Source organism: Candidatus Litorirhabdus singularis (genome assembly GCF_026262625.1).
Classification (GTDB): Bacteria; Pseudomonadota; Gammaproteobacteria; order Pseudomonadales; family Halieaceae; genus Litorirhabdus; species Litorirhabdus singularis.
The window spans coordinates 479,983-502,680 of record NZ_SHNN01000003.1 but is presented as its reverse complement, the minus strand read 5'-3'; the positions used below and the strand labels follow the sequence as shown (position 1 = coordinate 502,680).

The 22,698-nt window shown below is 53.7% G+C and carries 18 protein-coding genes; 4 read left to right on the top strand and 14 right to left on the bottom strand.

Features of this window, described 5'->3' with window-relative positions; all coding sequences use genetic code 11:
* The first annotated feature begins 23 nt into the window (after nucleotides 1-23).
* Complete coding sequence (locus tag EYC98_RS16800) at nucleotides 24-1,325, top strand: flavin monoamine oxidase family protein (RefSeq protein WP_279246529.1); 1,302 nt, start codon at nucleotides 24-26, stop codon at nucleotides 1,323-1,325.
* Between the two features lie 27 nt (nucleotides 1,326-1,352).
* Here the strand turns inward: EYC98_RS16800 and EYC98_RS16795 are convergent, their stop codons facing one another.
* The 5 genes from EYC98_RS16795 to EYC98_RS16775 form a co-directional block, all read right to left on the bottom strand.
* Entirely contained in the window at nucleotides 1,353-2,108 is a 756-nt protein-coding gene (locus EYC98_RS16795) for an SDR family oxidoreductase (RefSeq protein ID WP_279246528.1), read from the bottom strand.
* A 104-nt stretch (nucleotides 2,109-2,212) separates the two neighbouring features.
* On the bottom strand, nucleotides 2,213-3,460 hold the full coding sequence (locus tag EYC98_RS16790) for a 3-hydroxyacyl-CoA dehydrogenase NAD-binding domain-containing protein (protein ID WP_279246527.1): 1,248 nt from the start codon (nucleotides 3,458-3,460) through the stop codon (nucleotides 2,213-2,215).
* 36 nt (nucleotides 3,461-3,496) lie between these two features.
* Complete coding sequence (locus EYC98_RS16785) at nucleotides 3,497-4,309, bottom strand: acetoacetate decarboxylase family protein (RefSeq protein ID WP_279246526.1); 813 nt, start codon at nucleotides 4,307-4,309, stop codon at nucleotides 3,497-3,499.
* A gap of 57 nt (nucleotides 4,310-4,366) precedes the next feature.
* Entirely contained in the window at nucleotides 4,367-5,776 is a 1,410-nt protein-coding gene (locus tag EYC98_RS16780; protein WP_279246630.1) for an MFS transporter, read from the bottom strand.
* Nucleotides 5,777-5,871: 95 nt separating this feature from the next.
* The gene (locus tag EYC98_RS16775) at nucleotides 5,872-8,247 is read right to left on the bottom strand and encodes a TonB-dependent receptor (RefSeq protein WP_279246525.1); all 2,376 of its coding nucleotides are present in this window, start codon (nucleotides 8,245-8,247) and stop codon (nucleotides 5,872-5,874) included.
* Nucleotides 8,248-8,443: 196 nt separating this feature from the next.
* Here EYC98_RS16775 and EYC98_RS16770 point away from each other — a divergent pair, with 196 nt between their 5' ends.
* Nucleotides 8,444-9,094 carry a TetR/AcrR family transcriptional regulator gene (locus tag EYC98_RS16770; RefSeq protein WP_279246524.1) on the top strand — a complete coding sequence of 217 codons (651 nt, stop codon included), beginning with the start codon at nucleotides 8,444-8,446 and terminating at the stop codon, nucleotides 9,092-9,094.
* Nucleotides 9,095-9,638: 544 nt separating this feature from the next.
* Nucleotides 9,639-10,019 (top strand): VOC family protein, encoded by a 381-nt coding sequence (locus tag EYC98_RS16765; protein WP_279246523.1) that lies wholly within the window; start codon nucleotides 9,639-9,641, stop codon nucleotides 10,017-10,019.
* A gap of 56 nt (nucleotides 10,020-10,075) precedes the next feature.
* Here EYC98_RS16765 and EYC98_RS16760 read toward each other — a convergent pair whose 3' ends face one another.
* The 9 genes from EYC98_RS16760 to EYC98_RS16720 form a co-directional block, all read right to left on the bottom strand.
* Nucleotides 10,076-10,897, bottom strand: a complete 822-nt coding sequence (locus tag EYC98_RS16760) for a class I SAM-dependent methyltransferase (protein WP_279246522.1) — start codon at nucleotides 10,895-10,897, stop codon at nucleotides 10,076-10,078.
* Between the two features lie 132 nt (nucleotides 10,898-11,029).
* A complete protein-coding gene (locus EYC98_RS16755; protein WP_279246521.1) occupies nucleotides 11,030-11,995 on the bottom strand; it encodes a hypothetical protein in 966 nt (321 codons plus the stop codon).
* Nucleotides 11,992-14,241, bottom strand: a complete 2,250-nt coding sequence (locus EYC98_RS16750) for an LruC domain-containing protein (RefSeq protein WP_420887186.1) — start codon at nucleotides 14,239-14,241, stop codon at nucleotides 11,992-11,994. The genes EYC98_RS16755 and EYC98_RS16750 overlap by 4 nt, the downstream gene beginning before the upstream one ends.
* Before the next feature lie 183 nt (nucleotides 14,242-14,424).
* Nucleotides 14,425-14,811 carry a VOC family protein gene (locus EYC98_RS16745; RefSeq protein ID WP_279246519.1) on the bottom strand — a complete coding sequence of 129 codons (387 nt, stop codon included), beginning with the start codon at nucleotides 14,809-14,811 and terminating at the stop codon, nucleotides 14,425-14,427.
* A gap of 10 nt (nucleotides 14,812-14,821) precedes the next feature.
* Nucleotides 14,822-15,688 carry an SDR family NAD(P)-dependent oxidoreductase gene (locus EYC98_RS16740; RefSeq protein ID WP_279246518.1) on the bottom strand — a complete coding sequence of 289 codons (867 nt, stop codon included), beginning with the start codon at nucleotides 15,686-15,688 and terminating at the stop codon, nucleotides 14,822-14,824.
* Between the two features lie 94 nt (nucleotides 15,689-15,782).
* Nucleotides 15,783-16,802 (bottom strand): aromatic ring-hydroxylating oxygenase subunit alpha, encoded by a 1,020-nt coding sequence (locus tag EYC98_RS16735; RefSeq protein WP_279246517.1) that lies wholly within the window; start codon nucleotides 16,800-16,802, stop codon nucleotides 15,783-15,785.
* 19 nt (nucleotides 16,803-16,821) lie between these two features.
* Nucleotides 16,822-18,009, bottom strand: a complete 1,188-nt coding sequence (locus EYC98_RS16730) for an amidohydrolase family protein (protein WP_279246516.1) — start codon at nucleotides 18,007-18,009, stop codon at nucleotides 16,822-16,824.
* Between the two features lie 47 nt (nucleotides 18,010-18,056).
* Nucleotides 18,057-18,851, bottom strand: coding sequence for an SDR family NAD(P)-dependent oxidoreductase (locus EYC98_RS16725; protein ID WP_279246515.1), 795 nt, complete (start codon nucleotides 18,849-18,851; stop codon nucleotides 18,057-18,059).
* A gap of 176 nt (nucleotides 18,852-19,027) precedes the next feature.
* The gene (locus EYC98_RS16720; protein ID WP_279246514.1) at nucleotides 19,028-19,834 is read right to left on the bottom strand and encodes an acetoacetate decarboxylase family protein; all 807 of its coding nucleotides are present in this window, start codon (nucleotides 19,832-19,834) and stop codon (nucleotides 19,028-19,030) included.
* Nucleotides 19,835-20,516: 682 nt separating this feature from the next.
* Here EYC98_RS16720 and EYC98_RS16715 point away from each other — a divergent pair.
* Nucleotides 20,517-22,667, top strand: coding sequence for a di-heme-cytochrome C peroxidase (locus EYC98_RS16715; RefSeq protein WP_279246513.1), 2,151 nt, complete (start codon nucleotides 20,517-20,519; stop codon nucleotides 22,665-22,667).
* The last annotated feature ends 31 nt before the right edge of the window (nucleotides 22,668-22,698 follow it).

Here is a 22,698-nt window from a genome sequence, read left to right as displayed (position 1 = left end):
CGCCGCGGGGTGCTAGCAGGCTGATGGTGAAGGAATCGGTTATCGTCATTGGTGCAGGTATGGCCGGCTTGCGCGCTGCGAGCTTACTGCAAGAGGCGGGTCTGCAGGTGACTGTGCTGGAAGCGCGCGATCGAATCGGTGGCCGCACCTGGACCGATCGCAGCATGCCTGACTTAGCTCTCGATATGGGCGCCAATTGGATACACGGCATTGCCGGCAATCCCCTGTATGAATACAGTCAGCAGTTGGGCGTGGTGACGCAGCAGTGGGATTACGATAGCTACCGCGCCTATAACGCCGGCGGTACCACGAATAATCTGATCTCGGAGGGTTCCGAACGCTTTATGCCGGCGCTGAGTAGGGCGGTTGCCGGTTTGCGAGATAGTGCGTCAGTGCAAACACTTATTGATAAGTCAGCGGCAGCGGGTGAGCTTGCCGCTTTCAGTCAGGCGGAAATAGCTTTACTGGCCAGTCAGACATTTTCGAACGATTACGGTCTGGACGCCTCTAGACTTTCGGTTAGCGCCCTCGATGAAGGCGGCGAAGCCTTCGGTGATACTGAGGTTGTATTTCCTCATGGCTACGACGCCCTCGCCTCTGCACTCGCCGAAGGGCTGGATATTGTCTTGAACAGCCCGGTCACAGCGGTTGATTATCGGGAGGACACTAACGTCGTTGTAAAGACAAAGACTCAAAACTATACGGCAAGTAGGGTTCTGATCACCGTGCCGCTGGGTGTACTCAAGGCGGGGGTGATTGAATTTTTACCGGCGCTGCCCAGCGCACAAGTAGCCGCCATTGACGCGCTTGAGATGGGGCTCCTCGATAAGCTGTACCTGCGGTTTGATAAAGGCTTTTGGGAATCTGATATACACAATTTTGGCTATGTTAACGAGGTACCGGCCAGGTTCCCCTACTGGCTCAACCTACAACCAGTAACCGGTGAGCCAGTGCTGCTTGCCTTTAACGGTGGCGAGGTTGCGCTACAAATGGAGGGCGGCACCGATGCCGATGTGCTCGCGGAAGCCATGGGCGTGCTGCGATCGATTTATGGTGAGTACGTGCCAGAACCCATGGATTACAGAATCACTCGATGGGCTGCCGATCCATTCAGTTACGGGTCCTACTCAGCGCTGGCGATGGGAGCCACACCGGAGATGCGGTGCGATCTGGCTGCGCCCATTGATAACCGAATATTCTTCGCCGGTGAAGCCACTCACAGCCAGCATCCGGCGACAGTGCATGGGGCATTTCTCAGCGGAGTAAGAGAGGCGGAGCTTATTCTTTTGCTTAGCCGCCATGCGCCTCGGCGAAAGTGCGTATGACGGGGCGGTGACATCTGCGCAGGGGCGCTAATCCATGGCGTGTTGGTGATTAATCGATGTGCCGCCATCGACCGGAATGATAGCGCCGTGGGTATAGGCCCCGGCGCGGGAACACAAATAAATGGCGATGCCTGCCATTTCTTCGTCGCGCCCCAGCCGTTTTAACAAGCTGTTACTTTCAATATCCTTGCGGCGAGTCTCGATAACCAGGTCGGCCATCTTGCTGGGGAAAAACCCCGGTGCTACTGCATTGACTGTTATATTTCTGGGGCCCAGCTCCACGGCAAGATTTTTAGTCAATTGATGCACCGCGGCCTTGCTTGCTGAATAGGCGAAATTACCCAGCCGATTCACCGTTGGGACATGCAGGCCGTCCATGGAGCCGATGTTGATTACCCGTGCGGGATCATCCTGTGAGGCTGCCGCTTCCAATAAAGGGGTTAGATCCCGGGTTAGAACAAACACCGCGCTAACATTGAGTTTCATCAGTTTCTCAAAGGCCGCCTCAGGATAGGTTTTATACTCCTGCCCCCAAGCGGTGCCGGCATTGTTTACCAGAATATTCAGTGCTGGCTCTGCGGCGGTTATCTGCCGGCACAGCTCAGCGCGGGCGTCCGGGTCAGTGACGTCACCAGCAATGGCAATACACTCACCATACTCAGTCAGCTCGCGCGCGGCTTGCTCGCAATCTTCGGCGCCGCGCGCCGAAATGTAGACCCTGGCGCCGGCCTGTAAAAGCCCCTGGGTTATCATGCGGCCTATGCCCCGTGAACCTCCGGTCACAAGAGCGACCTTTCCCGATAGGGAGAATAAGCGGTTTATATCCAGCGATGGAGTCATACTAATTTCAGCCTCAGTAGCAGCACAATATCTCGGTAGTAGAAAATTTACCGTTCAGGAATGAAGTTAGGCGCGCTAAATGCGGGGTTGGGGTAGCCATAGAACCCTTGTCCTGATTTGACGCCCAGCTGAGAGTTTTCAATATGTGGCTGTAAAAAGGACTCGACCTGATCTGCCACTCGGCCCTGCAAGATGCCCTTGCCGATAAACGCCCTGTAGGTATCGCAGAAAGTATCAATACCCATCTCATCCAGTGCAGCAAACGGCCCCTGGGCCAGCGAAAATGAAGTCATCCAGGCGCGGTCTATGTCGATAGGCGCGGCCACCTCATCGTGTGCAATCAAGATGGCATTTTCGATGAGCACTGCAATGAGAGCGTTATAGACGAGCGAAAGATCCCTGTTTGTCTCAAGAAAATCAGTTTGCTGGTAGCGTGGCTCTGGGTAGCCATAAAAACCTTTTGCGGTCTTTATGCCCAAATGGCCACTCTCTATATAGGGTGTGATGAAATCGATCAGCTTGTCCTGTAGGGGCAGCTGCTGCAGCTGGGGCTTTTTCCAGCTATCGAAGATGATGTTCAGGCCAAACAAATCCATGAGTCCAAACGGCCCGATGCCGGCGCCTTGATTCAACATCCAGGCGCGATCAACATCTTCGGGCGTAGCGTGGCCTTCTACGACCAGAACGCTGGCGGTTCTTAGCAGCGGCCCCAGCATGGCGTTAATCACGTAGCCGGGATTTTCCTTTTTTAGCACCAGCGGCAGGCCCCGGATACTTAACACATAGCGCTCGAGTACATCTATAGTCCGCGCCGAAGTTCTTGGGCCGCCGACAATGTCGATCACGTAGGAACCCAGGTGCGAGTGCAGTGCCGCAAATCGCTCTCCGCGAACCAGTACATCTTCAATGTCGGACACCATAAGATTGGAGGTGTTTGTAGTTATGAGCGTGGCGGGGCTGCAAATGGCATCCAGGGTATGGTGCACATCACGCTTTATTTCCAGGCGCTCCGCCACCGACTCGCTAACCAGGTCCGCTGCGTCGACAGCGTCGCGCAAAACCGGATTTACCGAAATACGGGCAAGCGCCTCCGGTATTGCAGCGGGCGGGAAGAACCCCTGCGCAGCCAAAAAACCGGCCATGCCCTCCAGTACCTGTGGCGCCTGATCCAGCGCTGCCGTGGAGATGTCGTAAATCACGGCTTGATAGCCTGCCGCTGCCGCCATCAGGCTGTTAAAGCAGCCCATGGTTCCGGCACCGACAAAACAGACGCTATTTATTTCGGGTATCTTCATTGTATGCAGTAGTCTCTGGTTTGCTTGGGAGCTGGCTTAACGGAGTGTTCTTGTCCAACGTTCCGGTAGCACCAAATTTGTGCTGCCTTTGGTGACCAGCGCAGGTAGATACGCCAATACCGGCAGCGCCTGCAAGGCGTTCACAATATGATATTGGGTCGGGTTTTGTTCCCAGGTCAGGCGCGCCCAGTCAACGCACCCCTCACCGGTCCACACATCGGTGAAGTTATTTTCTGAAGGAAACGTCACCGGTTCGTTAACCGCAGCTTCGCCAAATCCGCCGATTGCAGGCATATAGCGCCATGTCATTGGATGGTCTTTTCCTTCCTGCGCTTGTTGCCCAGCTGCCACATCTTCAGCAGAGAGTGGCTCCAGATTACTGATGGCGATATCGATAATCTTGTGACCAAAATGGCTGGCATTACAGCTCCAATTGCCGCCGTGAATGCTGTGCTCAGGGATATCCGCATAAATTTTCGGTATACCCTGCACCTCCCGACCGACCAGAATGGGGTCGGTCAGGTTTTCCCAGATCACCAGGCAATAGGTGCCGCTCAGCTGCTCTTGTTCGCCGTTATAAACGACAGCTGCGTTCACGGCGATCATGTTGTAGCCATGTCCGGCCAGCCAGTCGACTTGCTTGTTGCAGACATAGTAAACAGTAACTACTGCCTCTTCTGCTACCTCAAAGGGTGCCGGTAAATAGGCCGCCAGCTTTTCCCGGTCGGTCAGATAGGAAACCGTCATTGCTGTGCAATCGTGGTAGCGGCCGCTGGTTTTTTCGCCAATATAGCGCGGTCCGAAATGCGCTGGCATTACATGGCTCTGGTTGGGGTCTAAGGTAAACATGTCGTTGCTAATCCTCGTGATATTGAACGGGTGCCATTGGCTATTCGAAGCATGCGATTAATCCCCGGGAGTTGAGGCGGCGAGCTGCGTTCTCACCTTATGGTGGTCCTTGCGCCCCAGCCGCAATCGCGTGTTAAAGAAGAAGGCGATCAGGGCCAACCCTGCTGTCATGGCCAGGGTGAACCACCCCAGTGCTTGTAATACGTCGGTATCAACACTGCCGGGCACGGAATCTCCCGTGATGCCTGACAAGTCGATCACAATACCGGCCAGCAGCGCTCCGGCGCCGGTGGTTGCCTTCTGTACGAATGCGCCAGCCGCAAATACCACGCCTTCCTGGCGCTTACCGGTTGCCATTTCCTGCTCATCGATAATATCCGCTGCCAGGGAGGCCGCCAGTACCTGCATGCTAACGATCATAAACACGCCGATTCCGGTGTTTAGCAACAACAAGGGATAGATGATGGCGTGGCCATTTTCTGGCAGGAAGCCCAGTAGGCGGCTCCCCAAAAACCAGAGCGCGTTGAGCGCCAGTGCCAGGCTGGCAAACGCCAGTAAATGTGGTTTGTCAAAGCGCCTGCCCAGGCGGTGGAGCGCCATAAATGCCATCAGTGTTGCGATCGCCGTGGGCAAGACCATCCCGGCCAGCTGGTCTGCGCTGAACTCCCAGAAATAGGTGCCCAGATAGAGTGAGAGCGTTGTATAGACTCCCGCACTCATGCCAAAGGCCAGGTTCGCACCCACAGACAGACGAAAATTGCGATTCGTAAGCGCCATTTGCAAATCCTTCAGCGGATCGCGCCAGGAGAACTTGTGCGCTGGGCTGGCAGTGGGCAGGCGCGGAATGACGCTGCGTGTGCCGATGATACAGACCACGGCGGTGATACCAGCCACCAGCGCAGATAGCACCCCGTAGTGCCAGTAATTGACAGCTACCAGGCGCCCGTCGACACCATCGCGCGGGCCAAAAAACAGTATGAAGGCCACTGCAGGCAACGCCATTCCCGCCAGCCAGCCCATGGTCACTCTGGCTTTGGCAATAATCGTACGCTCGTCGTAATCAGTGGATAACTCTGCCCCCATGGCGGAGTAGGGGATGAAGTAGATAGTCAGGAAAGTGCGCAGCAGTATCGACACTCCCAATAGCCAGAGGAAGATCCCGGCGTCTCCAAACTGCTCGGGCGGTGTGAACAGGGCCAGGAACAGCAGCGCCGTTGGCAAACCACCGGCTACCAGCAGCGGGTGGCGACGGCCCCAGCGTGAACGAAAGTTGTCGGACCAACTACCTACAATGGGGTCAGATATTGCGTCCCAGGATAAGGCGATGAACATCGCCAGGCCTGCCAAAGTGCCGCTGAGGCCATGAATCTGGGTGTAATAGAAGACAACGAAGTTGGCAAATGCTGCATCTTTAGCAGCAAAGGGTATGTTGCCGACGGCGTAGGCCCATTTTTCCCTGGCGGACAGAGCGCTGATGGGCCTTACTCCTGATTGCTGGAAAGTATTCTGTGCGAGGGCGCCGCGTCAGCTTGCGCTGCCCCGGGCCCTCGCTTAGCGTCGGTCTAGAAAAATACTACTGCTTCCAGGCCGTAGGTGCGTGGGTTAATGGGGCGTCCGGAGCGACGCACACCATCAGCTTCACCGCTCACCCCGTAGGCATTGGCATAACTGAGTTCGTCGGTGAGGTTTTGGCCAAACACGGCTACTTCATATTTTGCACTATCGGGCTTCCACGCTATACGAGCATTGACCTGTTGATAACTGTCTACCGTCTCAATGTCGTCATTGAATACGGTCATATATTGATCATCGATATAGCTGTAGTTGGCGGTCAATACCACATCACCTGGACCTACTGGTTGTACGTAGTAGGCCGCCAGTGTGAACTTGTTGTTAGGGGTTCGGTTCAATTCGTTACCTTGTACATCGCGCAGCTGCCCGTCTTTGTTATCCTGCACAATGAACTCTTCGGTGTATTCGGATTTGAGGTAGGAATAGTTAGCCAGCAAAGTCAGCTTTTCTGTCGCCAGCCAGGTTGACTCAAACTCAAACCCGTAGACTTCAGACTTGGGCGCGTTGGCTAATCTAGCTGTCGCAATGCCGGTGTTGGCATCGAGAATAGCCAGCTCTACCTGCATATCTTCGTAGTCGTAGAAGAACACAGCGGTGCTGAATGAAAGTTTGTCGGCAATGGTGCCTTTGTAGCCGATCTCATAGGAAGTTAGCTCTTCGTTGTCGACGACTGATTCGTTTTCCGGGGTGGTGGGATCATCTTGCATGGCACCTAAGCGGAATCCTCCCGGCTTGTAACCAGTGGAGACCGTTGCAAATAGCAGACCGTCATCACCAATTTCGTAGCTGGCGTTCAACCGCCAGTTGACGGCGTCCCAGGTCTCTTCGTGCTCCGCCGACAGGTCGCTGACCTGAAAACCAAAACGCGTTGCGCAGCCTGCGGGAATCCCATAGGGGTCACCGCCAGCTCTCAAAGCGGGCAAAAACTCATCTGCACCACCGCCGCCGCAAGAATCCAGCGCAGAATCATAGAATATCTGCTGCTCTTCTGAGGCCTTTTTCTCGTCCTCGCTGTAGCGCAAGCCAGCGGATAGGGATAGACGTTCGTTGACCTGCCAGTCTACCTGGCTATAAATCGCCATTGAGGTTGCTTCCAGTACACCGACCTGGTCGTAGAAAATCCCGTCCGGGTTCTCGACACCGGAAATATTGTTGATCAGGAACGGGTTGGCGGCATCGGTTAAAGCGTAGGGCTGGGTATTATCGTTTTTCAGATAAAACAGGCCCAACACCCAGTCAATGTCACCGTCTCCATTGGAAATAAACTGCAGCTCATGCTGAACATTCTTTTCCTCCTGAGCGATAGTTTCAACAAATGAGGCGGGGCTATTCAGGCCGTCAAAATCCTTGGCGGAATTCCAGGTGTAATCCTGATAGCCATTCAGCATACGGACGGTCACGCCGTCGAAATCTATGCTTAAAGTGCTTTGGAATACTTGTTGATCATCAATAGCGACCTCGCCTCTGAAATCGGAGCTGATCTTGAAGGGGTCGCTTTGCCCAGGGCCCTCGTCCAGTACTGCAAAAAGCTCCGGGTTTATTACAATTTCACCTAGCCGAGACGGTGCATCAGGTTCGTTGCGATAGCCATCCAGCTTGGCCCGCTCCAGCGTTTCATTTTTGAAGCTGGCGCTGGTGTAACGCAGGTTCCAGTTAATATTGTCAGTAAAATCGACGTCAATCTGACCCTCTATATAATCAGTGTCGATGCCGCGAGGGTCAGGGCCGGTGAGATTCTCGTAAAAACTGTCCTGATCGAGCTGGCTGTAATGCACCAGATAACCGACCTTGTCGGTGATCGGGCCGCTAGACGTCAGCTGCAGTGAGGTGGTGGAGTAGTCGCCAACCACGCCCCGGACGACATGCTCAAACTCATCACCGGGCTTTTTGCTGATGACATTGATGGCGCCACCGGTAGTGTTTCTGCCATATAAAGTGCCCTGCGGGCCACGCAAAATTTCGATGCGGTCTATACGATCAACCGAGCCCGCCAATACTCCGGATTCGTTGGTGTAAAAACCGTTGTCGTAAACGCCAACCCCGGGTTCCGTGCCCGCGCTACTGGTTTCGCGGCCAATACCGCGCAGGTAGATTCGATTTCCTTCACCGCCGCCTGCGTTCTCCTCGTAGGACATGCTCGGCGTGAAGTTGGCGATGTCCTGCTGATTGACGATGCCCAGCGCATTCAGCTGCTCTGAAGTTAGCGCAGTGATAGCAATTGGCGTGTCACTTAGTGTTGCTTCACGCTTCTGGGCTGTGACAACAACTTCCTCCAGTAAGGCTTGTGCCATGGCCGGGCCTGCGCTGAGAGTGGCGACTGCGGTGAAGAGCAGGGTTCTTGCGTGTCGGTGCGGTAAGTACGTCATTGGTGTAGTCCCCAGGTTCGATTCATTGTCGTTTACGGCTGACTGTCAAAAGACACTAAATTTACATCGCGACAAATATAACTTCACTAAATGTGCGCGTCAACAAATATAAATGCTGGCCAGTATAAGATTCTGTCCCTTATACTGCTATGCAAATTAACCTCCTGCGATTCTCAGCGGGTAACACGTGGAAACTATGCCTGACACAGAAACAGTCACCTCGGATGCGCCGACCAAACGCACCCGGCGCACCCAGGAGCGGGCTGAGCTAACCCGAGCCAAGCTGTTGGATGCCGGGATATTGTTGTTCTCCGAGCGCGGCTTTGATGCGGTGTCGGTGCGCGATCTGGAAACTGCTGCAGGCGTTAAACGGAATCTGTTGAGCTATCACTTTAACGACAAAGATACGTTGTGGAAGGCCTCGGCTGACGCCATTGTTGGCTTAATGAGCACTGAGTTCAGCGAGCGTATGACGATCATGAAAGAAGTCTCAGGTCGAGAGACCTTGGCCTTTATCGTGCGCTTTTACGTTTACTTTCACGCACGCCACCCGGAACTGAGCCGACTAATGAGTCGCGAGGCAACCCGGCACAGCTGGCGTACGCAATATCTGATCGACACCCATATTCGCCCTTCCACTATGGCAATGGAAAAATTGGTCTATGAAATACAAGGTCTGGACAGAAAAGCCTTCATTCACTGGTACTACATTATGATCAGTAGTACATCGACCATATTTTCCTTTGCAGCAGAATGCGAAGACCTGTTTGGCGTCGACCCCTGCGAGGAAAGCATGGTTGAAGCGCATGCAGAGATGTTGGTCTCGATGCTGCTGGAGGCTGGTTAGGTCAGGGGGATTAGTTGGTATAGGTCGCGGTCGGTAAATGCGGGTGCAGCTGCCGGTTTGCCGGATGCAGCTGACCACGCTCGCTGTAGGCCAAACAATTCAAAATGATTGATCAGGAAGTTCGCAACTATGGCGATGGTCCAGCTCGCTTACCTCTGACTCGACCTGCCATAGAGTCCCGTCGATCGGCTGCCACAGGACGCTGATAACCACCATCAGAACGCCGGAGGCCAAAGCATAGGTGGTTCGTTCACAAGACAGTGGAATGATTTTGGTCCACGTGGCGTAAATGCCTCAACTTGGGGAAAGTGTTATCTACTTTGCTCGGGTTTAGGTGCCGTGTTAAGCATGGCTCTACTTAGACCGGCAGTTGACGCTAGCTATATTAGATATTCGGAGTTTACTCAGATAGTGTGAGAACTGTAGTAATGCACTACAGATTGTGTCGTTAGCAATGCGGCACAGGAGTCGGGCTAGTTCTGGTGCTTGTGCGCTTAGTTACCTAGACTGTGCGCTTCGCAATCGACCTGCTAAGGAAAAGCTTATGTTCAGTCACATTATGGTTGGCACCAACGATATGGACGCCTCCAAGAAGTTCTACGACGCCATTCTGGGAGCCCTGGGCTTCGAGCCCGGTGTAATCGATCCCAAAGGCCGGTGTTTTTACGCCACACCCGGTGGCATCTTTTCTATCAGCATTCCTATCGACGGCGAGCCTGCCTGCCGCGGTAATGGCAGTACTGTTGGCTTCGCGGCCAACAGCCCGGCTGAGGCTGAGGCCTGGCACGCGGCGGGTATCGCCAATGGTGGCACCACCTGTGAAGATCCGCCGGGAGAGCGTGTTAGCGCCGCGGGAACCATTTATCTGGCGTACCTGCGTGACCCCGACGGTAACAAAGTGTGCGCCCTGCATCGTATAGGGTAAGCGGCACTCTCTAAATCACCGCAGCCGGGTAGCCTCGGCTGCGGCCTTCAGCCGAGCTATAAAGGCTTGACGAACACCAGTGTCATCCGCTCACTCTCGCCAATGGCCTGGTAGGGCGCCTTTTCGGCATCGGTTTCCAGATCACGTAAGCTGGGTGGCAGCTGCCAGACGCCTTTGGCGTAACGCTTGGTGTCCAGCGGATTACGATTGAAGTAGCCTTCCGCATGTAACTCGAACCCGGCCTTGGTGGCCTCGCTGATTACATAGGCGCGGCCCACATAGCCGATGCTGCGTGATTTCCAGTCCTGATCCTCATCCGCCATATGCTGCACGATACCGAGCTTGCCGCCGGGCTTTAGAATCGCGTAGAAATGGCTCATGGCGGCATTCATAGTCTCGTTGTTGTGCCAGTTGTGCGTGCTGCGGAAGGTTAGTACCCGGTCCACCGTGTTGGGTTCGGCTGCAGGCCCGGTAAGCGTCCCCGCAGTTTCGTCAAAACTCAGCGCCGTGACTTTGACCTTGCTGTAGACCCGCTTGTTGCCAGCCATTTTGTCGTCGAAGGCCTGCCTTGAGCGCGGTCGGTAGCTGGTCTGGGTGTCATTGGAGTCAAAGTGAGCGGCGATCAGTTGGCCTTCTTTGCGCAGATATGGCGCCAGTATTTCGGTATACCAACCGCCGCCGGGCCACACTTCAACCACGGTGTGATGAGGTTGAACGTCAAACAATTGAAGGGTTGCAAGAGGATGGCGGTACTTGTCGCGCGCCACATAGGCCTCTGTGCGATGCTTGCCCTCAATGGCATCCTCTAGCTTGCCAGTGTCGGCAAGCGTGGGAGTGGAAAGCAGTAATGCGGTGAGCAGTGCGAGTACACGGGTCATAGTGTAGTTCCTTACGATTATTGGTATCGAAAGTCTAAACTATAAGGTGTATTCGGTGTAGGTACGAGCAGCTTTTAGTGACTCGATGAATCGCAAATACCGAAGTCGCGAGGTCTGCGCTGGGTGTCTGGATCAGCGCACCTGGAGAGTGCCATTTGCCGAGCTGACCCATTCTACATACTCCACACGCCCCAGAGCTTTCATTGGCAGGAGCGTAACCAATAGCGGGACATTTGTGGATGGTAGTTCTAGTTCGCCAGTGAAACGTCCATCTTCAAGCGTTATTTTGAGCTGACAACTCGCGTAGTCGACTTTGTAGCCATCTGCGTCGTTCTCGAATGAGTTGCAAATAGATAGGTGAACGGGGCCATTTATACGTGTCGACACATCCACGTCAACGTTGATACGGCTGGCACTGGAAAAACCAAACTCTGCTGTGCTGATAAGATCTGTAGTGTCGGAGGTCACTGACTGTAGCAGTTTGGTGAAGGTGTATTGTGCGTCGTTCTGGATCGCGTTCAAGGCGACGCCTTCCAGGTCAGGCTGTATCATATTAGCCTCTCTGACGGTTTCATCAGCAATATTCATCCTTAACAAATCGGTATACGGTGAGGTGCGCTCAGCGGGTATGAGAACCTTGGCAGCCAGAGCGTCAAGCGCCGCGGCAACAGCTTCCTTTGGTAGATCTGACACATCATTGTAGATGGTTGTTGATAACGCGGAAATCGTGGCCGTACCAAGCAGAAAATTCCTGGGGTTGCGGATAAAGTCAGAGCTGAAAACAATCGACGAATAACATGTTTCAGCATCACAGGCGCGGACGACGTAAGGCGTGTCTTCTGCATTTACGAGATCAGGGTTGGTATGGAGCAAATTGACAAAACTAAATAACTGTCTCTGCGTTGAGTCTACGAAGAGGTTACGTGTTGCCAGCGGTGACTGCCGGTCATTCCATGAATACAACTCTGCAGTTTGAATGTCAGGTTGGTCAATATACACGCAGCCTGTTACTGCAGTCGTGGCCATTAGCAGGATGAGCCGCATGCTACGGTTGGACGATGATTTCGCGGTCTCACTAACCGATGAAAAATATTTCATTGTGCGCACCCTGAACTAATTGTGTTGTCTTTTTGGAAGATGTAGCCAGCCTCACCTTTTTGCGGGTGATTGCCTGCATTGCTCATACGAAACCAGTCGGCACCCAGCTGGCCGTCGCTAGCTACAAAAGTTACAAAATCCGGATAAGCCAGAGTTAAATCCTGATATTCGGAGGGGTAGCACCAACGCCCTGCAATCTCTATTGCCCAGGGCAATCCAGCTTGGGTCTGGTAGGTAATGGGGTTGCTGGTACTGAGACTGCTCGGAATTGAACGGTCAGATGATCTCCCCAGCAATTCATTATCCCCGCGCCAGCTGGGGGGGTGATTTTTAAGATGGATCTCCAGGCCATCGCCGGGAGGTACTATGGCGCCCAGCTCATCTTTGAAAATACTGGTTCTTGTATACCCATTGGTGGCAAATGCGAAGGGGTTGAATACGCCTTTACCGATCTGACTTGCGGGTACCTCGCCCGAGATGGGAATAGTGAGAATAAATGTCGCGGCTTCAGATTCACCGCACCCGTTCTCTGTGCGGTGGAAGGCGCAGCCTTCACCAGGTGCAACGGCTGTCCAGACGTCTCTGACGATTTCAAAAAGAGCATCTTGCTGCAGTTGACCGGGTATACCTTGCAGGGGCATGAACGCTACCGTGTTGCCAAATTCAATGGCTTCAGGAGCTTCCCCGTTGATTAGAAGCGACACGTCAGCAGCATTGACGTCGACGGTTTTTAGGCCTGGGATAGACACGGCGAAACCGCTATGAAAGGCCGCGCCTACGGCGGCGATCTCCCCTTCGACCTGTATTTGTCTGACCAGGCCCACTTCGTCATTATCCGAGGTGATAGAAGTTCGGTAATACACGATGAGGTCATTCATATCGTAATCACCTCGTGATGGCCACTGGTCCTCGTAGGCCAACGTCACCACGCCGGAGCTTGATGGGTAGTATTCGGTCTTGGTACTCGGTAGATTTATGTTTACCGGGTAGTCTTCTACTTCGCCCTCATTAGCCAATCCTATGGCAGTCAAGCCAGCTGTGTTGTGCAGACGAACCCGCATCCATGTGGCCCCGAGACTAGCTGCTTCACTGACTGTGAAGGATAAAAACGGGTTACCGGTAGTTACTGCTCTATCCGCGATGACCGCCTCTGACGGTTCAAATATTCCGTTGCGATTGCTGTCCAGCCAGATGCTCAGCAAACCATCGCCGACGGTAGTCACTTCAATCACCGCAGATTCGCCTCGTGCCAGCTCGGTGACGAACTGAACGCCATCCTCGTCGTCCTGAAGGTCTTTTGTGTCATCCGATTCTGAAGGGGCTAAGAATGCTCGATTTTCGGCATCTACTGATTCGCCCAAGTACAGTGCCTGATTGATTATGTGCCTGGCTCCGTTGTCACTGAGTTTGGTCCCGTAAGTGGCCGGTGCGTCGCCAAAATCCATGGTTGGTGTAGTGGGTTCTTCCACCGGCGCTAATGCGCAACGTGCACCGTCGTTGTTACTCGATGCCGGTCCATACGAGAAAAACTCTGCAGTGGGATTTGCAGAATCAATAACGATACGAAAGATGTAACCGTCGTTGTTGCGGCTAATATACAAACGACCATCCACATCAAAATAGACAGCCCCGAAAGTACCTGTTTGCCCTACATTGGCGACCAGCGATGCTACACCGTTTGCTGGTGATATACGGTATAGGCGCCCAATGTTGTCGACGGAATAAATGAAGCCATCGCTGGGGTGGAAGGCCATATCGAAAATGTTCAAATAGAGTTCCTGAGCCGTCACAATTTGCTGCGGCTGCAGATAGTCAGTGCTCACCGGGTCAAGCGCGATACGCCAAAGGCCTCCATTGGCTCCATTTTTGCGGTAGATATATTGTGCATTGTCGGTAACGGCAATATCACCGATGTAGTATTGAAGGTTCAGCGCCGGTTGCAGTTGAAGAGGCTCAATGGAGTAGTCCGCGTGAATACGGGCTAGTGTCTGCTGCTCATAAAACCAGGCATACAGGTAGCCATCACTGTAATTGAAGCCCATACCGTTGAGCTTGTTGACGGTATCCATTTCCTTTAAGAGGTCATAGGTGCCAGTAGTCAAAGACACGCTATAGAGCACAGCTGGCTTTCCCTGAGTAAGAAAAGCCTCACTCGGGCAGGTAGGAAATGGTGCCGAGATTGCAGGAAACGCCGCGACTAGGAGCGCGAGGGCGGATAGCAGTTTATGTGGTTTGAAAAGCAGCACAGTTTGGCTCGAATGATTAGCTTGATAACCCTTTAGCTATCAAGATCCGTGCCATGTTTATCGATGAAGAGTACTGACCGTTTTAAAGGCGTTCCGGTTGCTTTCTCTGCACATTAGAGATCAGTGTTCGGTTCTGCATTGCAATTTGCGAATCATTCGGCAAGCCGCACGCAAAACCGAAGGTTATCCGTCGCGCTGCACCAACTCGATGTTGTAGCCATCCGGGTCGATGATGAATGCGATGGTTACGGGCCACTGCTCTAGTTTGGTAGGTGCCTGCGGGCATTCACTGCCATAAGCCTTGGCGGCATCGTAAATCGCCTGGATGTCGTCACTATAGATATAGAACTTCCACAAGGCCTCGTCACCGTGGTTGATGGGTCCCTGTTGGTCGGTCTTTTGCGCCAGCTGAATCATCCCCTCCGAACCGTCGGACCCCAGTACGAGTTCCTTGGCATCAGGGATCTCTATACGCTGCTGAACCTGTAGCCCCAATACATTGGTGTAGTAGTCTTCACTACGATTCAGGTCAGTGACCGAAATACAAAATTGTGCGACGCGTGATGCCATAGTGTAGTCCTCATTCCTCAGGTAATTGTGGGTTAGCGCGATTGAGTATGTCCTGCGTGCGGTTATTGACTCGATTGTCCTGCCGCTCGCTGGCGGGCAGGATCCAGAACTGGCCGTCGCGAATACCCTGTAAGCAGGTTTCCGCAACTTCTTCCGGCTCGGTGAGTTGCAGCTTCAGGCCAGAGGCCTTGGCCAGATCAGCCATACTGTTATAGGCAGCGGGTTCGTTATCATCGCGCAGTTCGGTGGGGCGGTTGCGCATCGAGCTAAGGATACGAGTGTTCACCAGGTGCGGTCCGGGAAATAGCAGGTGTGCCTGCAGTGCCGCATTTTCCTGCAGAAACTGGTAGTGCAGGACTTCGGTCATGCTAGTCACCGCCGCCTTGGTAGAGGCGTAAATGGGTGTGGTGGGCAACGAGCTGAGACCACCATTCCCCGAAGAAGTGTTTACGACATGTCCCGGCTCCCCGTGGGCCAGCATTGCGGGAACGAAAGCACGCACGCCGTTGGCAATACCCATGACGTTGACATTAAAACCCCAGGTCCAGTCATTGGGTGTAAGCGTCCACATACGGCGCTGAGCCTCTTTGATACCTACGCCGGCGTTATTACACAGGATGTGTACGTTGCCAAACTCTGCGCTGCTGCGCTCGGCAAGCTGGTCCATCGATTCCGGGTCGGTGACGTCGGCACGTATTCCTACTACGTTCAATCCCATCTCTCTTAGCGCCGCCGCCTCAGTTTCCAGCGTGTCTGCCTCCACATCCGCCATGATGACGTTCATGCCTTCGCGTGCAAACCGCTCACACAGGCAGCGGCCGACGCCGGAGGCGCCTCCGGTTACCACTGCCGTTTTGCCCTGGTAGTCGCTTGTCATTGTCGATGCTCCTTCAAGCAATGGTTGCTAGCGCTCAGTCGTCTTGCCAGCGCCTTAGCGGATCGTGTTTGTGAGTGTCCGTCAAAATTGTGCCTCAGGATACTGCTTCCAGGTCGCTGGGCATGTCACCTTCATCACCATAGGGGCCGCCTACATAAAACTGAGCGAAGTACTTGCGAAAACGCATAATCGGTCCGTCGCCGTCGCAGAGTATGGGCTCGCGCAGGTGAAACTTGTTTTGCCATATCGGAATGTCGCCGTCCAGACCGCGTTGGCCATTGGTGGCGGCAATGCCCTCGCGCAAGGTCTTGTACTCGAAGGAATCCTCCGGGTACTTCTTGTGCGTATAAGCAAAGCGGACTTCAACACGTTCATCGTTCACCGGCGTGACCAATACCTGCAGCAAGTAATCCACCATACCGCTGAACCGGGTCCACTTTTGGCCAGCGCCATTTTGTACCACGTCGACACCTGACTCGATGACCACTTGTTCACCGGCTGCATTGGTCATGGTGCGCGGGCCGCGCACTTTGCTGCGGCGAATATGCCCTTCAAACGTGGTTTCTCCTTGAGGTACGGCGTCCATGTTGTGAATATATTTGAAGTGGGCAACATCAACGCCATTTTCTGCAATTTCCTGTGGGCAGGAATCAAAGCTCCAGAAGTAGCGTTCTTGATCGACCCATTCAGGATCTTTGATCTCGTCCAGCTCGATAACCTCCTGGTCCGGTGCGGCATCTTCGGGGTGGTACCAGGCCCAGATGACTTCGTTTTTTTCGCACACAGGATAGGTTTTCAGGCAGGGCTTACCTTCCCACTTCGGCGGAATGCGGCTGGCATAGGGAATATCGGTTATGACTCCCTGCGTATCGTACTGCCAGTGGTGAAAAGCGCAGCGAATGGATTCACCTTGCACAGTACCGCCATGGCCCAGGTGGGCGCCAAGATGTGGGCAAACCGGGTCACTAAGCCCGATTTTTCCTGATTCGGTGCGAAACAACACCATGTCCCTGTCGAAGTAATGAACGTTTTTAACCTCGCCTACCGCCAGCTCATCACCGTAACCGATACAGAACCAGCCGAAGGGCATTGGCATAGGAAAGCGCTTGTTCATTGTTTTTCTCCTCACTGCCTCAGGCAGCCGCGTCAACAAAGTCCGATTTAAGAGGGCCGATACGTTCCGCAATGGGGTTGAGTTTTTTCACATCGAGGTTGTAACACTCTATTGCATTGCGGTTGAGTATCGACTGCAATTCCGATTCCGGCATACCTTTCATGTACTTGATCAGCTTTTCATGGGTATTAGGCCATGAGCCCTCGGGGTGAGGATAATCGGTGCCCCACATTACGTTCTCAATGCCGATGTCATGGCGCACCGCAGTGGAGCCCTCGTCGAATAAGGCAGAGGCGCCCACCCAGCAATTACGCTTGAAGTATTCACTGGGTTTCATGGTCAGGTTGCTGCGAAAATCACCCAGCTTGCCGCTGGTATGTTTGACCGAAGCGCGCACGTCCATCAGCTCCAGCAGATGTGGAACCCAGAACTCGCTGACCTCGGTGATAACGAACTTGAGGCGCGGGAACTTCTCGAAAACGCCGCCGAAAATCATGTGCCACATAGGGCGCCCGGCCCACCAGGCAAACTCTGTGAGGTAAATGCCCATGGCCCCCGGCAGGTCAAAATTGAAGTCTGGGGAGGGTCCGGAGTGAGTATGAACCACCATATTATGTTCCTGGCAGAACTCCCAGATAGGGTAATACTTGGGGTGGTTATAGGGGTCTAGTTCTCCCATTAATGCCGGTATCAAAATACCCTGTAGGCCATTCTTGTGCGCCCATTTGACCTCTGCAAGAGCCTCGTCCACATCGTATAGCATTAGCACGATGGCTAGCCCTATGCGACGTACCGGGTCTTCCTTGCAAAATTCAGCCATCCAGCGATTGTGGGAGCGGGCGCCTGCCCATTGCAGCTCGGTATCATGACCCCAGGGTTTCAGGCCGAGATCAGCGCCAAAAGGTGGAGCGTTTTGTTCGGTAATTCCGTCGGGAAATAGCACCTCGGCGGCGACACCGTCGCCATCTATGACCTTGGTACGCATCTCCCCATTCCAAGCGCCCGTTAGCTCCTTCTCGATACCCTGGCGCCATTTATCATTGAAATCGGAAATCAGGAATTTGTTCTCTCTTGCCCTGGTCGCCGCTTGTTGGGCTGTCAGACGAGCGTCAAATTCGGCGTGGTATTTGGTATCCAGATAATCGCGATAGCCTCCTGGCGGCAGCCCAGCGTGGCCATCAGTGGATACAATCAAATAACGGTCCATGATTTTCTCTCCCATCTATTCTATGCACGATATTCAGTCAGTTTAGACTACTCTATGATGTCGTGGGGTGGTTGCAAGCGTCCGCGCTGGAAGTCACCCATTGCCTGTACAACCTGCTTGCGGCTGTTGAAGTGTCGGCGTTTGAAGGCACTCCATTGGTTGCGCCAGCCGGGAATGACCGAGGGTAGTCGGCCTAGATTGTCGAGGGCCGCGGCTACGACCGGTTCCGGTTGCATGCCGAAGTTTATGCGCTCGGAGTGCGTGGCCCCTGGGGACAGCACGATTACGTCTATGCCGTAATCCTTGAGTTCGTAGTGCAGTGATTCGCCGAGCTGCAGCTGATAACCCTTGCTCGCCGAATACTCCGCCATGAATGGCATGGATAGATTGCCTGAAATGGAGCTGACCTGAACGATACCGCCGCGCCGGCGCTGGGCCATGGCTGCGGCAAAATGACGGATAAGATGCAACTGTACATGGATGCTGAAGTGCAGCGTCTGCTCCATCTCGGCGATGGAGCGACTGAGAAAGCGCCCGTGAAAACTGGGCGCCCCGGCATTGTTGACCAGTAAGCCAATTTCCAGATCAACGCAGGCGCTGCTGATCTCCTCCAGAAAGTTGGTCTGGCTGAGATCACAGGGGATCACACGGGTTTGAATAGCGTAGGTCGACTCCAGCTCTGCGGCCAAGTCTCTCAGTAAGTCACCGCGGCGTGCCACCAGAGCCAGATTTAGGCCCCGTGCTGCCAGTTGGCGAGCGAACTCCTTGCCAATACCGGCAGAACTGCCGGTGACCAGCGCCCAGGCACCATATTTCTTGCTAAAGCCAACACTCTGCTGCATACGATGCCCACCTAATGTGCTCTTGGAATGGGTTTGCTAGCTATTCAGCGGTTAATGTGCTGAAACGTCAAAAACTGATAAACGCCAGCTGGCAAAACCCTCGCTGATATCCGCTCGCAAGGGCTCAATCTTTGCTCAACATCCCCGCTTTAGCGGGGATGATCAATGACTTGCCGTCAGGCTGATTTCTTCCATTGCGATGGTGGAGGTGGGGTTTTGCGCTTGGGCCCGCCATTGCTACCGGGCCAGCGTGAGCCGGAAATAGTATCAATATGTGGCCAGAACGCCTCTGGGTCGAGCGGGCCTGCCAGTGAGATATCGCGGCTCTTGAATTCAGGCCACCACAGGTGCGCAGAAACCTGCTCTTCCATCGGCAGCAATTCGGCGATGGGATCCCAGGGGCTTTCGCGTAGAGTAAGTTCACCGTCCAGCTTGAGACGATAGCCCGGGCCGTATTTACCCTGTACATGGACGACGTGTGGAGGGAAGTCGTAGCCTTTTCCGCCGCCTACTTCGCGCGAAACCTTAACCCACCATTCGTTGCGTTCCAGGCCGTCGGTGTAGTTGTCTTGACCAACCTCAGTGCCTTCAAACTCGACGAAGGTATAGCCCTGGTGTATGCAGCGTGCGCGCACACGGTCGCCTTGTCGGTAGTACTCGGTTTCACAGGGAAACTTGGGCTGGCCGTTGGTGGCCTGACTGATAAATATCGCGGACTCCTGATCGATCCCATAACCCAGCGCCCATTCACCTGGAATGCCATCATAGGTGGCATCGCAAGTCATCAGAATGCCATACTCGGGCTCATCAGGTACCGGGAGATTATAAATAGACAGGGTGACGTTGGAAGTTTCGCTGTTGGTTATTCCCGGAGGCAGTAGTGCAGCTATGGCTTCCGGGCTGGTGCGATAAACAATCTTGAGCATCGGCCAGTTGTTGATCTCGCCGGGGCTACTGAAGGGGGCTTCACTTGAGCTGGTCATAGGTAATCTCCCGTTTTTAGGTAAGTGATAATACAGGTCTATGCAACGTGGGCAGGCACCCGTTGGCGAGTCACCCAGCCCTGATTATAGGCAATACTAAATTAACGCAGTCAATGTAACTCGCGCCGGCCCAATAGCATAAATGCTGACAGTCACCACACTGTCTGTTGTCCTAATCCTGCCAAAGATCTCCCCACATGTCGAATCTGGCATACCTGCGCGGTTCCATGGCGTGAGCAGGGGTATTTCACCTCTTCAAAAGTTGACCATTTTGATCCTCTGCATTTAGTTGTTGCCCATCCTGTTCTGGTAGCGCCGGGTCGGCGATCACCGATCGAATTCACGCAAGACGCTCTGGGAACGGAGCGTCGCGGCGGCATTCACTCAACAGTGAACAGAGCCTCAAGACAGAGCGCAGGAACAGAGCCAAAACCAAGCTGCAGTCTCGTTGATATTTACTAAACTTAGACTTTAGCGAGAAACCAGCTAACCTTAGCAACTATAGACATCTACATGCTCGTTTCGCAGATGGGGTGAATAGCGATTTAACGATTAAGTGGCCTGGTCAGCCCAAGATGTTAAGCCAGTCCGCTGGCTTGAGAAAAACCTAATAAAAATAAGGTAATCTCAATTGATAAACATACGAAAAACAGTTTTCAGGCACCCGCTCAAGCGGCTCTTAATGGCCATCGGCCTTATCTTGTTAATCGCCGCGGTTGATTTCCTTACGGGGGACAAATTTGGTGCTGTTCTGGAGGCAATGTCAGCACCGCGGCTACCTGCACTGCCGCAGATCAGTGACAAAGACGTGGTCCGTCTGAACCGCAGTCAAAACTGGGATGAGCAAACCACCGCAAAGTTTCACCACATCAGTCAGGGCACTTCCACGCTACCTATTCCTCTGAGTTGGTTGTTGGCACTGGAGCAGCCAGCCAGCAGCCTTTTTACGATTCCGTTCGGTGACCGGGGAAAATTCTCAGATAACAGCTATCTACTTCGCTTTGGATTTATTGAGGGTGAGAAAAGCGATCTGAATCCAGATGGCTTGCCGGTGGGATTTGCGCTTTCACAATACGAGTCACTGGAGGGCATCAATAATAGTGAAACTGTTGTTGGGTTTAACTGCTCTGCCTGTCACACGTCTCAGCTTATCTATAATAACAAGAGATACATAATTGAGGGCGGCGCGGCCCCTATCGACCTGGGGCAACTGACCATTGCACTTGGCGCGGCGCTGGGCCAGACCCTCGTCTCTTCAAAATTTCCTATATTCAATGCGCGATTTGATCGTTTTGCCAAGGCCGTGCTCAAGGACGATGCCTACACGGACAAAAACGCAGCCGATTTAGCGGTGGAGCTAGAGGCGCGTGTTGCCTCCCTGGCCGAGGCTCCTGGCGAGGTTGATGTCGTTGAGGGTTTCGCACGTCTGGACGCTCTTAATCGCATAGGTAACCAGGTTTTTGCGCTGGACCCGAAGCGTTATGGTAACTATGTGGCCATTAACGCCCCGGTTAACTTTCCACATTTGTGGACTGCTTCCTGGTTCGACTGGGTCCAGTACGATGGTTCGATAATGCAGCCCCTGATCAGGAATGCGGGTGAGGCTATGGGTGTAAGAGCCACTATAAACACCAGAGCACCCAAAGGTGAGGCGCGGTTCTCATCTTCGGTGCCGCTGGCTAACCTCTACTGGATCGAGCAGGCGCTTAGCGGAGATAATCCTTTTCCCAGCGGTTCAACCGAAGGCTTAGATAATCCCTTTGTACGCGATCCTGGTACCGGACTGAATGGCTTGACCGGCTTGTCTGGGCCCAAATGGCCAGAGGCCTTCGGAGAGGTTGTTCCTGCGCGCAGTAGTAAGGGAGAGGCGCTGTACACAGAGCACTGCGCTGGCTGTCATTTACCACCGCTAAACTCAGATGCCTTCTGGCGTAACCAGGACACACACGAAACCGGGTACGGTAGCCGGAAGTACTTCGAGCCAGAGGTCTACTACAATGAGAAGCCCCACGCTGGCCAATCTCTTTCAGAGAGGGGGGCCGACGGTCGCTACAAGCATGCGACGCCTGACGCTCTGTTGAACGTGAAAATGATCTCGGTGGAGCAAGTCGGCACTGACCCCGCGACAGCAGATATTATGAAGTACCGTACGGTGGATACCGCGGGGGATGCCGGCGGCACAGCGGCAGAGCAAACCGCCGGTATGGGCGTTTCAGCGGATATTTGCACCTATGCTCCACAATCAATGGATCCCAAGATCGCTTCTGCTTCGGAGCCCCGCCTGGTCAATGTGAGTGTAGGGGACAGTCCAGATATGCTGTTTGGACTGGCGCTAGGTGCCATCGTGCAGCAGGTTAATAACGAATGGTTTATTGAGAATTATATCGCCGAAGAAGACCAGGCGATCTACGAAGAACATCGACCGAACTGCCTGCAAATCGATGCTGGCTACAAGGCCCGGCCGCACAATGGTATCTGGGCTACTGCGCCTTTTCTGCACAATGGTTCGATAGCAACTGTTTATGACTTGCTGTCCCCCCCGGATCAGCGTCCAAGATATGTACAATTGGGTAATATCACATTCGACCCGGTGCATATGGGACTGAAACAGCCTGAGGACATCACCTCGCTGTTTCGCCCAGGCGAAAAATACAGCAGCGATGGCTATTTCATACTAGACACTACGGTGCCCGGTAACGGCAATCAGGGCCATGAATTTTCTAATAGGTGGGACCGCGAGAAGGGCTGGGATCAACAGGCCAAGGGAGTGATTGGCCCGGCGCTGTCCAAAGAAGATCGAATGAATATCATCGAGTTCTTAAAGACTCTGTAGTGCATTATCACGTAGATCAGTTATGTAACGA